The sequence below is a fragment of the Paraburkholderia sp. BCC1884 genome (assembly GCF_900996225.1).
In the GTDB taxonomy this organism is placed as follows: Bacteria; Pseudomonadota; Gammaproteobacteria; order Burkholderiales; family Burkholderiaceae; genus Paraburkholderia.
Map to the genome: position 1 here is coordinate 448082 of NZ_CAAJGL010000068.1, position 12515 is coordinate 460596.

Below are 12515 nucleotides of genomic sequence, written 5' to 3' on the forward strand. Positions count from 1 at the left end.
CCACATGACGAGGCCGCCGGATATCGGGCATTGAAATGCTTCGATATCCGGCGGCCGCCCCGGTCAGACAGCATGACCCGGTGTGGCGAACCGCCAGCGGTTCGCTCTGAAACGCGTCGGCTATATGACGCCGACGACCAGCAGGACGATCACCACAATCACCACGATGCCGAGACCGCCGGTAGGCGCATAACCCCACGAACGGCTATGCGGCCACGTCGGAAACGCGCCGATGAGGAGAAGGATCAGCACAATCAGAAGAATAGTTCCCAACATATTAATGACCTCCGCTTGGTTGACAGGACCTGCCTTTACGACAGCCACGCTATATCCGTCTTGCGACGAACCTGCGAAAAGCAATATCGATGCTCTCATTTAGCAAACGGTGTGCCCAGGCGTTAGCCACGCATGGAAGCTGTTTGAAACAGAGCGGTGTCCGGTCATACAGCCATGGCGCGCGCCGCATTCATACGCGATGTCACGAGATCCGCCGCCAGAGCGACGACGAGCGCGCTTGCACCACAGGTAAAAATCAGCGCGTAATCGTTGTGTGAATGTGAGAAGAGATACGAGTAGCCATAGCCGCCGAGCGCCTGGAAGAGCGCGAATGCGGTCGTCGCCCGACTCCATGCGGCGCGTTGCTCCGTGTGATCGTGAGGCATGAGTTCGTGAATGCGGCCTAAAACCAGCGGCACGATGCCCACGGTGAACACGCCGAGAATCACTGTCGCCGTGGCCAACGCCCATGCATTGCCCGAGAGCGCGAGCAGCGCAACGGCGGTTGCCTGCAGAAACAGCGCAACACGATACGCCTTGCCGAAGCCGATGCGATGAGCCACGTTTGCACAAATCACCGGACCCAGAATCGCGGCAAGGCCATACAACACCCAGTAGTGCGCGCCGATCGCCGCGCCTTGTCCGAGGCCGCGCGCCACGTAGTCGACTAACAGCACCATCGCCGGCACGATTCCGAGTGCGTTGGCCGCGTACTGCGCGTACAGCACACGCAACGTCAGTCCGTGATGGCGCGCGCCGGGATGTTCGCCGGCCGGCACGAGCGGCACGGGCGGGTTGGACGACGGCCAGCCGAACCAGCTCACCACGGTCAGCACCAGCGCCACGACGCCAAGTCCGATCCACGTAGTCTGCAGACCATAGTGCAGCAATTGCGGAATCAGCGTGCCCGATGCCGCGATGCCGAGTCCCAGACCGAGAAAGATCATGCCGCTGACGAAGCCGCGACGCGCAGCGGGAATGTGCGGAAGAATCGACGTTGCCACTAGCACCATGATTGCGCCGCCGGAAATGCCCGACAGTAGGCGCCAGGTGAAGAACCAGCCGATCGACAGCGGAAACGCGCAGGCGAAGAACGCGGCGGTGACGACCGTCATCAGAATGCGCAACGCGGTGCGATTCGAGAGCGCCGCTGCCAGCGGCCGGCCGATCAATGCGCCGGCCAGATAGCCGGCAAAATTCGCCGCGCCAAGCGTCACCGCTTGCGACGACGTGAACCAGTGTGCCTGGATGAGTGAAGGAATCAAAGGCGTGTACGCAAAGCGCGCGAGGCCGATGGCGACAAGACTCCCGCACAGGCCGGCGAGCATGGCGAAGCGCGCGCGGGCATCGAGTGAAACGGGCTTGGCCGAGTCTAAAGAGGCAGGTGTTGCGGACATGACGATTCCTTTACCGGCGCGCGCAGGGTAGCGTCGCCGGATATCGGTGAAAAAAGAAGGCGTGCGCCCGTGCGGACGCGAGGCTCAGATGCCGGTGTCTTGCACCGGTAGCGGCGGCAGGCCGAGCAGTGACAGCGCCGGCGCGACTGCGCTGGTGAGCAGCGCATGCTGCGGACTCGCCCGCGCGAGCACACGCACGCCGATCAAGGTGGCGAGCAGGTGGGTGGCGACATCGTCGGCGGCGACCTGAACGGCGATTTCGCCGCTGTCTTGACCCGCTTCGAGGCAGCGCCTGAAAAACGCGCGGATTTCCTCGAGTTCGACGGCGACGGTAGCGCGAAACGCTTCATCGTCCGATGAAACTTCCAGCGCCGAATTGACTAGCATGCAGCCGCGTTTGTCCGGGTCGGCGAGCGACCGTTCGATGATTTCGTGAAAGAACGCCGTGATGCGCTGTGCGGGCGACAGCGTCTGTTCCAGCCGGCTGATACGCGCGCGCACCGTGGTGTCGATGTAGTACTCCAGCGCGCGCAGATATAAACCGCGTTTGTCGCCGAATGCGTTGTAGAGGCTCGGTTGCGTGAGGCCGGTCGATTTGACCAGCTCGCGCGTGGAGGTTGCCTCGTAGCCTTTATTCCAGAAGGCCGCGCTAGCTGCTTCGAGCACTTGTTGCTCGTCGAATCCGCGGGGTCGTGCCATGAGAGTGTCCTTCGTGCGTGAACGCGCATCATTCTGTATCAATCGATATAGAAATGGATTATATATCGATTGATACAGAACGCAAGCGGTTTGGAAGGATGCGGCAGACCCGGTCTGGCAGCGCTTCGAACTCAGACTTCGAGAATCCGGAATCGCCGCAGGGTGTCGATCTGAAACTGCAGGCAACACGCCCGGTATTCGCGGCACACGCTCTCGGCCGTCGCGCCGTCACCGGCGCGGATCGCGTCGACGATCTCGCGGTGCCGCGCGGCCGGCAGGTCGGCTAATGCGGTCAGGCGTAGTGTCAGGTCGCGGACGCGGCGAATCTGGTCCCAGCACTCGTTCACGATCTGCGTGAGCCGCGGGTTCCCGCCCAGTTTCAGCAGGTGCGAATAAAAGGCTTCGTCGGCGATGGCCCAGGCATCGAGGTCGTTCCTGCTGTCCGCGCGATCCATCGCATTGCAGGCCTGATCGAAGGGCGCGAGGTCTTTGACGCGCAGATTCGCCGCCGCGACGACGCCCGCCGCCGTGGCTTCGAGACTGGTTTGCACCTGGTTGATTTCTTCGATATCCGCGAGCGAAACCTGGCGCACGCGAATGCCGTGACGCGGCACGATCTGCAGCAGGTTTTCCTTCTGCAGTCGAACCAGCGCCTCGCGCACGGGCGTGCGGCTCACGCCGAACAGACTCACCAGGTCGCGTTCGAGCAACTGCATGCCAGGACGAAACTCGTTGCTGAGAATTTTGGTGCGCAGCTGGAGGTACACCGAATCGGTGGATTTTTCGCGCAGCGTGGTCATGTGTTTCTGTCTCGCCGACGGGTTGAAGGCGATTCTGCCACGCTGACGCGAAAGAGGGGATGAGTTTTATAACCTGCACCTGCCGGCGAGATCCCTCATTCCCGCCGTGCCGGATTGCCAGTTAATATTGGAAATGGAAATGGCCCCGCCGCAAATCCTGAAGCTTGACCTACCTGTCCCACACTTCATCCGGCAAGGGTAAGCCCGCCAGATCCTGAGCCGTCAACGGACGGTCCACGCTCACGCCTTCATTCTCGAGCATCAGCATCACTTGCCGCGTATGCTGCGCGCTATGCCATGCGGTGCGTTCGAGTACTTCGTGCATGGGACGTCGTCCGTAATAAGTCGGCACGTCGTAGCCGAGCGTGCGATCCGTTTCGTTCCGCCACCACGTACCCAGGCGAGCCCGCACCGTTTCGCCCCACGCGGCGATCTGCTCCGGGCCCCATTCGACGGGCGGCACTTCGTCGAATCCTTCGAAACGTAATTCGATTTGCTGGGCCGCCTCGATCCCCATCTCGGCGACGCGGAACACGTGAAAAGTCAGTCCGGCCGGCGTGCGGTTGCGATTACGGAACGGCTCGCGGAATGCCGCGCCGCTGAATTGCCGGGCATAGCGCGCGTTCGATTCAAGCACGAGTTCGAGGCGGCTGACCAGTTCCGCCGGCGGCAGCGGCGTCATGATCTTCGTCTTCAAATCGAGAAACTTGATCACGTCGTTGATCGACTGACAAAACGTGTACCGGGAGCCGAGCGATACCACGGGTACGCTACGCGCGCCCAAGGCGTCCAGTTGCTCGCGCCCGGCAGGATCGTTGTGTACGTCGATCGATTCGAACTCGATGCCCTGTTTCGTCAGAAATTCCTTGGTGCGCAGACACGACGAACAACCGGGCTGCCAGAACACCTTGATCTTCGCGGGGGTTGCTGTTTGCATCGCTAGCTCCTTCTCTGTTGATGCCATTGTCGCCAGGGCCGCGGACGATGCAAAGCATTGCTTGACCATGCCGTCATCGCGAGCCACGATGGCGGGACGTAGTGGAGTGCTTTCTCTTATTCTGCGTACAGGCGCTTTGCTGAAACCCAATTCGCTGCGGGACGTCATGGCGACACTCGATCCGCTTTCGCTCAGGCTTTTCGTCAGCGTTGCTCAAGCCGGTACCATCGCGGCCGCGGCGGAACGCGAACATATCGCGGCAGCAGCCATCAGCAAGCGCATCAGCGAAATCGAGGCGACGCTGGGCGTGGCGCTTTTGCGGCGCACCAACAAGGGCGTGATGCCGACCGCAGCGGGGGAGCGCCTCGTCACGCTGGCGCATCGCGCGCTGCACGAACTCGACGACATCGCCGTGCAAATGCGCGACTACGCCAACGGCGTCGGCGGCTTGATACGGCTGGCGGCCAATGTCTCGTCGGTGGTGCAGTTTCTGCCGCGCGAAGTTCAGGCGTTTGCGGCGCAACATCCGCGCATCCAGATCCAGTTCGAAGAAAAAGCGAGTACGGGTGTGGTGAAAGCTGTCGCGGACAACGCCGCCGACATCGGCGTTTTCACTGCGGTGCCACACGGCTACGACCTGCAAACCTTCCCTTATCACCGCGATTGCCTGACGCTCGTGACGCCGGCCGATCATGCGCTCGCGCACCACGAAACCATTGCGTTCGCGGATACGCTCGACTTCGAGTACGTCGGCTTGCCGCCCGATACAGCGATCAGTCAGCAACTTGCGCGGGCGGCGCATGCAAGAGGCAGGCCGGTCAATTTGCGCATTCAGGTCACCGGCTACGACGCGCAATGTCTGATGATTGCCGCGGGACTCGGGCTCGGCGTCATGCCGCGCGCCGTCGCGCAGCAGCAGGCGGCCAGACTCGGGCTTGCGCTGGTCGAGCTCACGGACGCCTGGGCCGAGCGCGATCTGTTGCTGGCCGTGCGCTCGCTGGACGCATTGCCAGTTGCGTGCCGCATGCTCGTCGCGCATTTGCGCGGCACGTGAGACGCCAACTGCGTAGCGTTGTACTGGATTAAGCGTTTCCCTTCATGTCGTTGCGCTTTGCAGGGTGCTAGCATCGAAACGTTCGCGCCACCTGGAGAACCGTCGTGCCAAAACTCAAATCGGCCGCACCATCCGAAGCGCGCAACGGCAATTCCTCGCAACAAGCCTACGAAAGTCTCAGGCAAAAAATCATCGAAAGCGAGTTGATGCCGGGCTCCTATCTGCTGGAGCAGGAACTCGCGCTGATGCTCGGCGTGAGCCGTACGCCGATTCGCGAAGCGGCGATCCGCTTGCAGGGCGAGGGGCTCGTCGAGATCGTGCCTCGCCATGGCATCCGCATCGTGCCGACCTCGGTATCCGATATCAGTCACATCTATCAGGTGTTGATCAGCCTCGAGTCGACGGCGGCCGCTCTCGTGGCCGCGCGCAGCGCCGTGGACCTCAGCCCGCTCGACAACGCCTGCCAGCAGATGACCGACGCACTCGCCGCGCACGACATGCAGGCGTGGGCCAGCGCCGACGAAGCCTTCCACGAAGCGCTGGTTCACCTCGGCGGCAATGCGCGCCTCGCGCAGGTCGTGACGAATTGCCGCGACCAGGTGCATCGCGTACGCCGCTTCACGCAACAGCTGCGGCCTCATCCTCAACCGAAAAAATCGATTGCTGAGCATTACGAAATCATCGACGCAATCCGTCGCGGCGATGCAGCGCGCGCGAGCCGTTTGTATCGCCTGCATCGCGAGCGCGGTTGGCGTGAGCAGACTGCGGTGCTGCAGCAACATGGCATCCAGCACGCGTAAAAGCTGAGGATTGTGTGTCGTCGGACGGGTAAACCCAGCCGATTTTCGCGTGCGATGTTCTGTACTTTTAACGATTTAATGCATACATTAACTTACACAGTGATCGGGCAAAGACAATTTGTCGAGCTCGCTTGCTGACCCGTCGCCGGCGTCACGACGCGCGGCGACACAACGAAAATGACGGGCACTCACCGTCATCGTGGATGGAGACAAACCACATGAACGCGATTCGCAATGTCGTGCGGGGTATCTGCCTGAGCGCGACGCTGACGCTTGCGAGCGTCGCAGCCCACGCCAGTTCGCTGACGGTGACACATTGGGGCGACGGCATGTACGGCGTGCCGTTTGCGGTTGCTTTGGACAAAGGCTTCTTCAAGGAGGAAAAAGTCGACGTCACCGGTTTCATCACGTCGGAAGGCGGCGGGACCAGTATCCGCAACGCGATGGCGTCCGACATTCCGTACGGTGAGGTCGCGCTGCCGGCCGCTATTGCCGCAGTGAAACAAGGCGTCGATCTGACGATCGTGCACGGCGGCGTGCAAAGTCTCGGCGACCTCGTGTGGGTCGAGTTGAAGAACGGTTCGATCACCAACATCAAACAGATGAAGGGCAAGACGATCGGCTACAGCAGCCCCAAATCGACAACCGACATGATCTCCACGATCGCACTCGACCGCGTCGGCTTGCTCGGTCAGGTGCAACGCAAACCGGTGGGCAGTTCGAGCGGCATGCTCACTTCGCTCCAGCAAGGCGCGATCGACGTCGGCTACATGACCGAACCATCCTATAGCGCAAAGAAAGACGGCCTACGTATTGCATTTCGCTCGAACGACGTCGTGCCGAATGAAACGCAGACCGTCGGCATCGTCCGAACCGACTATCTGAAGGCACACCCCGAGGTGATCCGCGGCATCATTGCGGCGCGTCGCAAGGCGGTGATCTACATGGCGGCGCATCGCGCCGAGGCCGCGCAGATTCTCGCCAGGGAGTACAAGTTGGATCCTGCAGTGGCGGCTTCCTCGATCAACAACGTGCTCGACGCCGATCCGAAGTACTGGAGCGAAGGCAGCTTCGACTACAAGAGCATGGACGAAGTGCTGAAGGGTCTCGTGTTGGTCAAGGCGATTCCCGAAGGACCATTCGAGTGGTCGAAGATCGTCGATGAGTCGATGCTGCCGGCCGATCTGCGTAGCAAGAAGTGAGGTCGAGATGAGCGCGCTATCCCGTCACAAAGCCAATATTTCCGTTGTCGCTCCGAGTGCGCTGTCGCCCGACGGCAAGCGCATTCAAGCAACGCTCACCGACGTTACCCGCATTTATCCCGGCATGGACGGCAAGCCGCCGTTTCATGCGCTCGGACCGGTGAGCCTTGAATTGCGCGCTGGCGAGTTCTTCTCCGTGGTGGGTCCGTCGGGTTGCGGCAAGTCCACGCTGCTCGACGTGCTGGCCGGTCTGAACCCGGCCAGCGGCGGGTCGGTGACGTTCGAAGGCAAGCCAGTCGGTGCGGAAGTGCCGGATGGTGTAGCGGTAGTGTTTCAGGAGGACGCGAGTTTTCCCTGGCTCAATGTTTTCGACAACGCCGCGTTCGCCGCGCGGCAGGCCGGCGTGGCCGAAACGGAAGTGCGCGAACGGGTCGATCATGCGCTCTCTTTCATGGGACTCAAATCGTTTGCCACGGCGTATCCGGCGCAACTGTCGGGCGGCATGCGGCAACGGGTTTGCATCGCGCGTGCGATGGTGGTGCGCCCACGTCTGATGTTGCTCGACGAACCGTTCGGCGCGCTCGATCAGCAAACGCGTCTGCTGATGGGCGACGAAACGTTGAAGCTATGGCGCGATACCGGTGCGACCATCCTGCTCATTACTCACTCGATCGACGAAGCCGTGCTGCTGTCCGACCGTATCGGCGTGATGTCGGCGTGCCCCGGTCGTTTCATCAAGACCATCGACACCAACTGGCCGCGCATGCGCGACAGCACGACTGCGCTCGACACGCGTTTTGGCGAATTGACCGCGCAAGTGTGGGGCTTGCTGCGCGAGGAAGCCCTCAAAGCGCTCGGGAGCCAGCAATGAATGCGGCCGCGCGTTGGCGAATCGGTCTGGTGGTCGGGCTGATCGTGCTACTGGAGATCGCGTGCCGCGCGGCGTGGATCAATCCCGTCTCGTTCATTCCGCCCTCGCGGATGATCGTCAGTGCGGTGCAGTTGCTGCTGTCCGGTCAGTACACCACGGACATTCTGCAGACGCTCGGGAGCGCCTTGCTCGCTGTGGCGCTGGCGGTGGTGGTCGGTTTCGTCGGCGGTGTGTTGTTGTTCCGCTTGCCACGCGTGCGCCGGGTGCTCGATCCACTGTTGTTGTCGTATTACGCGGTGCCCGTATTCGTGCTGTATCCGATTCTGATCGTCTTGCTCGGTTTGAATCGCTGGCCGCTGGTCGGCATCGGTTTTCTGTTCGCGGTGGTCGCGATGGCGGTCAATACGCTCAATGGTCTCGAGCGCGTGCCGCGTGTGCTGTTGCGTACGGCCCGGGTGTGCCGTCTAAGCACCTTCAACGAAATTCGCCTGATCACCTTGCCGTCGAGTCTGCCGTTCGTTTTTACGGGCATCAAGTTGACGGTCGTGTATGCATTCATCGCGGTGGTAGCCGGGGAATTCGTGCTGTCGGGTTCCGGTTTCGGCTATCAGATCGCCTTTGCGTACAACAACTTCGATAACGCGACGATGTACGGCCTGATGGTCCTGATGCTGCTATTCGTCGGCACGGTCAACGCGCTGCTGCGCACGGCTGAAGCGCGTCTATACCGACGCATTCGCAGGGAGGTCGCATGAGTACGATCGTTGTCACCCACACGGTCAAGCCACGCCATGCGAGGCGTTGGCTCGACGGCGTCGTGCTGGTCGTCGTGCTGGTGGCGGTGTGGCAGATTCTGAGCGAAATGCTGGGCCCGGATGTGCTGACTACGCCCTGGCGGACACTCGAACGTGCGGTGCATATTGCAAGCGACCCGGACTTTCCGGCGAGTCTCTTCGTCACGGCGTTCGCGTTCGGCTCCGCCTTCCTCATCTCGGCGGTGTGCGGCGTGTGCCTCGGCATGCTGCTCGGCGCGCGCAAGCTCGCCGGCGACGTGATGGAACCGTTGATGATGGGCTTCTATTCCATTCCCAAAGTCACGTTGTATCCAGTCGTATTGCTCGCCTTCGGTCTGGGTCTGTGGGCCAAGATCGTGTTCGGCGTCATGCACGGTATCGTGCCGATCACGCTCTTCACCATGAATGCCGTGCGCAATATGCCGCCGATCTACACGCGCGCGGCGCGCACTTATCGGCTCAGTCCCATCACGTTCGCACGCCGGATACTGCTGCCCGCCTGCGTGCCCGAGGTGGTCGCCGGCTTGCGCATCGGCTTCTCGCTGACCCTGCTCGGCACGCTGATCGGCGAAATGTTCGCGTCGCAAAGCGGCATCGGCCACATGCTGATGATCGCGATGAACCGCAGCGAGACCAGCACGATCATGGCACTCGCGCTGATGCTGTTCGTCTTCGCGACGCTGGTCAATCTGCTGTTGCTCGCGTGGCAGCGGCGCCTCACACACAGCAACTAGGCAGGAGCATTCGATGAGCACATCCGACAAGTTGAAAGCGATTCTCCAGAGCGGACGCTTCGTCGTCGCGCCCGGTGTCTTCGATATGTTTTCGGCGCGTGTCGCCGACCGGTTGCCGTTTGCAGCGTTGTACATGACGGGATATGGCGTATCGGGCTCGTATCTCGGCGTGGCCGACGCTGGTCTGGTCAGCTACGCGGACATGGTGGGCCGCGCGCGGCAAATCGCCGAAGGCATCAACAAGCCCCTGATTGCGGACGCCGACACGGGATTCGGCGGCTTGCTCAACGTAAGGCATACGGTGCGCGGTTACGAAGCCGCCGGTGTACAGGCAATCCAGATGGAAGATCAGGTGATGCCGAAAAAATGCGGCCACACCCAGGGTCGCCAGGTCGTGCCGTTGAGCGAGATGTTGAAGAAAATCGAAGTCGCACGCGAAGCGCGCCGCAGCGACGACATGCTGATTATTGCCCGCACCGATTCGCGCACCACGCTCGGACTCGACGAGGCGATCCGCCGCGCCAGGGAATTCGCCCGCGCGGGAGCGGACATCGTGTTCGTCGAATCGCCCGAAAGCGCCGAGGAGTTCAAGCGCATCGGCGGCGAACTGGGCGACTGCGGCGCGTGGCTCTTTGCCAACATGGTGCCGACCGGCCGGTCGCCGGTGGTGGCCAGCACCACGCTCAAGGAGTGGGGCTTCAGCATCGCGATCTATCCGTCGATCGGCATGGCGGCGGCGACCTCCGCGCTGGACAGCGCCTACCGCCATCTGCTCGACCACGGCGACTCGCTCGATCTGCAAGTGCCCTCGTTCACGATGGATCAGTTGCACGAACTCGTCGGCTTCCCGGAGGTGTGGGAGTTCGAGAAACGACATGCCCAAACCGGCGAGGCGGCATCATGAACGCGCCACGCACGCTGTTCGACAAGCTGTGGGACAGTCACGCCATCACGCATCTGCCGGGCGGCGTCGATCTGTTGCAGGTGGACCGTAATCTGATGCACGAGCTAACGGGCGTCGAGGCGATGCGCGTACTCGAAGCGCGTCATTTGCCGGTCAGCAATCCCGAGTTGACCTTCGCGACGCTCGATCACGTGATCTCCACCGAGCCCGGACGTCGCGCGGGCGACGCCGACTGGAGCACGACGATGGTCGACGCGATGCGCACGCAGATGACGCAACATGCGATCCCGCTGTTCGATATCGGCGCGCAAGGGCAGCAAGGCATCGTTCATGTGATCGGTCCTGAGCTAGGCCTGTCGCTGCCGGGTACGCTGATCGTGTGCGCCGATAGCCATACCTGCACGCATGGCGCGATGGGTGCGCTTGCTTTCGGCATCGGCTCGACCGAACTGGTGCATGTGCTGGCAACCCAAACCGTGCGCCAGAAAAAGCCCCGCACCATGCGCATCCGTTTCAACGGCGAAATCGCGGAAGGCGTCACGGCCAAGGACATGATCCTGTACGTGATCGGCACGCTCGGTGCCAGCGCGGGAACCGGCTACGCGGTCGAGTATGCCGGCGAGGCCGTCGAGGCGCTGTCGATGGAGGCGCGCTTGACGCTATGCAATCTCACGATCGAACTCGGTGCGAAGTTCGGCCTCGTCGCGCCGGACGAGGTCACGTTTGCCTATCTGCGCGACCGTCCCTACGCGCCGCATGGGGCGAGTTTCGACTCGGCGGAGGCTGACTGGCGCCGCTTGCCGAGCGACGCGGGCGCGCATTTCGACCGCGAAGTCGAGATCGACGCATCGGCGATTTCAGTGCAGGTCACATGGGGCACGAGCCCCGAGCACGTCATCGCGATCGATGCCGCCGTGCCCAATCCCGACAACGAATCCGATCCCGCGCGCCGTGAGGCTTTGCAGCGCGCGCTCGACTACATGGGTGTGCACGCGGGGCAGCATCTGGACGAATTGCATGTCGACCGGGTCTTCATTGGCTCATGCACCAACAGCCGTATCGAAGATTTGCAAGCGGCCGCGCGCGTCGTGGCGGGCCACCATGTCGCCGATGGCGTGACGGCGTGGGTGGTGCCGGGCTCGTTGAGCGTCGCGCGCGAAGCGGAAGCGCAAGGCCTCGCGCAGGTATTTCGCGCGGCGGGCTTCGATTGGCGCGAGCCCGGCTGCTCGATGTGCGTCGGCGCGAACGGCGACGTGGTGGGGCGTGGCGAGCGTTGCGTGTCGACCTCGAATCGCAACTTTGTCGGCCGCCAGGGACCGGGAGCGCGCACGCATCTCGCGAGCCCCGCAGTGGCGGCGGCCAGTGCCCTCGCCGGCCATATCGCCGCGCCGGCCGACGTGCGCGCGGGAGCCGCACCATGAAAGCATTCACCGTAGTCAAAGGGCCGGCCGCGCCGCTGCTGCGCAACAACGTCGACACAGACCTCATCATTCGCATCGAGCGAATCTCGCAACTGGTGCGCGGTCAACTCGGCCCGTGGTTGTTCGAGACCTTGCGCTATCGCGAGGGCGGTCCCGAGCAGGGCGAACGCGACGACTTCGTGCTGAACCAGTCTGGCTTCCGGCACGCCTGCATTCTGCTCGGCGGTGCGAATTTCGGTTGCGGCAGTTCGCGCGAAATGGCGGTGTGGGCGCTCGAGGAATTCGGCATCCGCTGCGTGATCGCGCCGTCGTTCGGCGATATCTTTTTCAATAATTGTCTGCAGAACGGCTTGCTGCCGATCTGTCTCGATGCGCAATCCATCGAGAAACTCGCTGCCGCAGCGGCGGGCGGCACGCCGCTCGAAGTCGATTTGCGTAAGCTGGAGATTCGAGCGGACGGCCTGCCGCCGCTGTCGTTCGAATTCGATGCCACGCGTCAGGCGATTCTTCTCGAAGGGCTCGACGAAGTCGATCAGACGCTGCGCCTCGCCGACGACATCGACGCGTTCCGTCGCTCGGATCGCACCAGACGCGCCTGGGCTTATATGCCGCGATAACTTTCACGA

14 protein-coding genes are annotated in these 12515 nt (G+C 62.3%); 9 read left to right on the forward strand and 5 right to left on the reverse strand.

From position 1 onward, the window contains the following. Positions 1–120: 120 nt before the first annotated feature. From FQ705_RS08940 to FQ705_RS08960, 5 genes are all read right to left on the reverse strand, one after another. A complete protein-coding gene (locus FQ705_RS08940) occupies positions 121–276 on the reverse strand; it encodes a DUF3309 family protein (RefSeq protein WP_144139823.1) in 156 nt (51 codons plus the stop codon). 164 nt (positions 277–440) lie between these two features. Further along, positions 441–1673 carry a YbfB/YjiJ family MFS transporter gene (locus FQ705_RS08945; protein WP_144139826.1) on the reverse strand — a complete coding sequence of 411 codons (1233 nt, stop codon included), beginning with the start codon at positions 1671–1673 and terminating at the stop codon, positions 441–443. 84 nt (positions 1674–1757) lie between these two features. Continuing rightward, positions 1758–2372: a TetR/AcrR family transcriptional regulator gene (locus tag FQ705_RS08950; RefSeq protein WP_144139829.1), complete on the reverse strand. Its 615-nt coding sequence runs from the start codon at positions 2370–2372 to the stop codon at positions 1758–1760. A gap of 131 nt (positions 2373–2503) precedes the next feature. Further along, the gene (locus tag FQ705_RS08955; RefSeq protein WP_144139832.1) at positions 2504–3172 is read right to left on the reverse strand and encodes a GntR family transcriptional regulator; all 669 of its coding nucleotides are present in this window, start codon (positions 3170–3172) and stop codon (positions 2504–2506) included. 169 nt (positions 3173–3341) lie between these two features. Next, positions 3342–4109: a glutaredoxin domain-containing protein gene (locus FQ705_RS08960; RefSeq protein ID WP_144139835.1), complete on the reverse strand. Its 768-nt coding sequence runs from the start codon at positions 4107–4109 to the stop codon at positions 3342–3344. 166 nt (positions 4110–4275) lie between these two features. On the opposite strand from FQ705_RS08960, the gene FQ705_RS08965 reads away from it, so the two are divergent. The 9 genes from FQ705_RS08965 to leuD all read left to right on the forward strand — a co-directional run bounded on the left by FQ705_RS08965 (position 4276) and on the right by leuD (position 12506). Beyond that, a complete protein-coding gene (locus FQ705_RS08965) occupies positions 4276–5163 on the forward strand; it encodes a LysR substrate-binding domain-containing protein (RefSeq protein WP_144139837.1) in 888 nt (295 codons plus the stop codon). A gap of 104 nt (positions 5164–5267) precedes the next feature. After that, complete coding sequence (locus tag FQ705_RS08970; RefSeq protein WP_260854423.1) at positions 5268–5963, forward strand: GntR family transcriptional regulator; 696 nt, start codon at positions 5268–5270, stop codon at positions 5961–5963. Between the two features lie 218 nt (positions 5964–6181). Then, a complete protein-coding gene (locus tag FQ705_RS08975; RefSeq protein ID WP_144139840.1) occupies positions 6182–7165 on the forward strand; it encodes an ABC transporter substrate-binding protein in 984 nt (327 codons plus the stop codon). Between the two features lie 7 nt (positions 7166–7172). Beyond that, positions 7173–8036: an ABC transporter ATP-binding protein gene (locus FQ705_RS08980; RefSeq protein ID WP_144139842.1), complete on the forward strand. Its 864-nt coding sequence runs from the start codon at positions 7173–7175 to the stop codon at positions 8034–8036. Continuing rightward, positions 8033–8791, forward strand: coding sequence for an ABC transporter permease (locus tag FQ705_RS08985; protein ID WP_144139845.1), 759 nt, complete (start codon positions 8033–8035; stop codon positions 8789–8791). Before FQ705_RS08980 ends, FQ705_RS08985 begins: the two co-directional genes overlap by 4 nt. Next, positions 8788–9564: an ABC transporter permease gene (locus FQ705_RS08990; RefSeq protein ID WP_144139848.1), complete on the forward strand. Its 777-nt coding sequence runs from the start codon at positions 8788–8790 to the stop codon at positions 9562–9564. Before FQ705_RS08985 ends, FQ705_RS08990 begins: the two co-directional genes overlap by 4 nt. Before the next feature lie 13 nt (positions 9565–9577). Beyond that, complete coding sequence (locus FQ705_RS08995) at positions 9578–10468, forward strand: oxaloacetate decarboxylase (protein WP_144139851.1); 891 nt, start codon at positions 9578–9580, stop codon at positions 10466–10468. Then, positions 10465–11889, forward strand: a complete 1425-nt coding sequence (leuC, locus tag FQ705_RS09000; protein ID WP_144139854.1) for a 3-isopropylmalate dehydratase large subunit — start codon at positions 10465–10467, stop codon at positions 11887–11889. Before FQ705_RS08995 ends, leuC begins: the two co-directional genes overlap by 4 nt. After that, positions 11886–12506 carry a 3-isopropylmalate dehydratase small subunit gene (gene leuD / locus FQ705_RS09005; RefSeq protein WP_144139857.1) on the forward strand — a complete coding sequence of 207 codons (621 nt, stop codon included), beginning with the start codon at positions 11886–11888 and terminating at the stop codon, positions 12504–12506. The genes leuC and leuD overlap by 4 nt, the downstream gene beginning before the upstream one ends. The last annotated feature ends 9 nt before the right edge of the window (positions 12507–12515 follow it).

Bases quoted from the DNA above. Each gene is read 5' to 3' on its own strand.
- FQ705_RS08975 (WP_144139840.1), top strand. From the start codon at position 6,182: ATGAACGCGATTCGCAATGTCGTGCGGGGTATCTGCCTGAGCGCGACG.
- FQ705_RS08985 (WP_144139845.1), top strand. From the start codon at position 8,033: ATGAATGCGGCCGCGCGTTGGCGAATCGGTCTGGTGGTCGGGCTGATC.
- FQ705_RS08960 (WP_144139835.1), bottom strand. From the start codon at position 4,109: ATGCAAACAGCAACCCCCGCGAAGATCAAGGTGTTCTGGCAGCCCGGT.
- FQ705_RS08955 (WP_144139832.1), bottom strand. From the start codon at position 3,172: ATGACCACGCTGCGCGAAAAATCCACCGATTCGGTGTACCTCCAGCTG.
- leuD (WP_144139857.1), top strand. From the start codon at position 11,886: ATGAAAGCATTCACCGTAGTCAAAGGGCCGGCCGCGCCGCTGCTGCGC.
- FQ705_RS08980 (WP_144139842.1), top strand. From the start codon at position 7,173: ATGAGCGCGCTATCCCGTCACAAAGCCAATATTTCCGTTGTCGCTCCG.
- FQ705_RS08945 (WP_144139826.1), bottom strand. From the start codon at position 1,673: ATGTCCGCAACACCTGCCTCTTTAGACTCGGCCAAGCCCGTTTCACTC.
- FQ705_RS08950 (WP_144139829.1), bottom strand. From the start codon at position 2,372: ATGGCACGACCCCGCGGATTCGACGAGCAACAAGTGCTCGAAGCAGCT.
- FQ705_RS08990 (WP_144139848.1), top strand. From the start codon at position 8,788: ATGAGTACGATCGTTGTCACCCACACGGTCAAGCCACGCCATGCGAGG.
- FQ705_RS08995 (WP_144139851.1), top strand. From the start codon at position 9,578: ATGAGCACATCCGACAAGTTGAAAGCGATTCTCCAGAGCGGACGCTTC.
- leuC (WP_144139854.1), top strand. From the start codon at position 10,465: ATGAACGCGCCACGCACGCTGTTCGACAAGCTGTGGGACAGTCACGCC.
- FQ705_RS08940 (WP_144139823.1), bottom strand. From the start codon at position 276: ATGTTGGGAACTATTCTTCTGATTGTGCTGATCCTTCTCCTCATCGGC.
- FQ705_RS08965 (WP_144139837.1), top strand. From the start codon at position 4,276: ATGGCGACACTCGATCCGCTTTCGCTCAGGCTTTTCGTCAGCGTTGCT.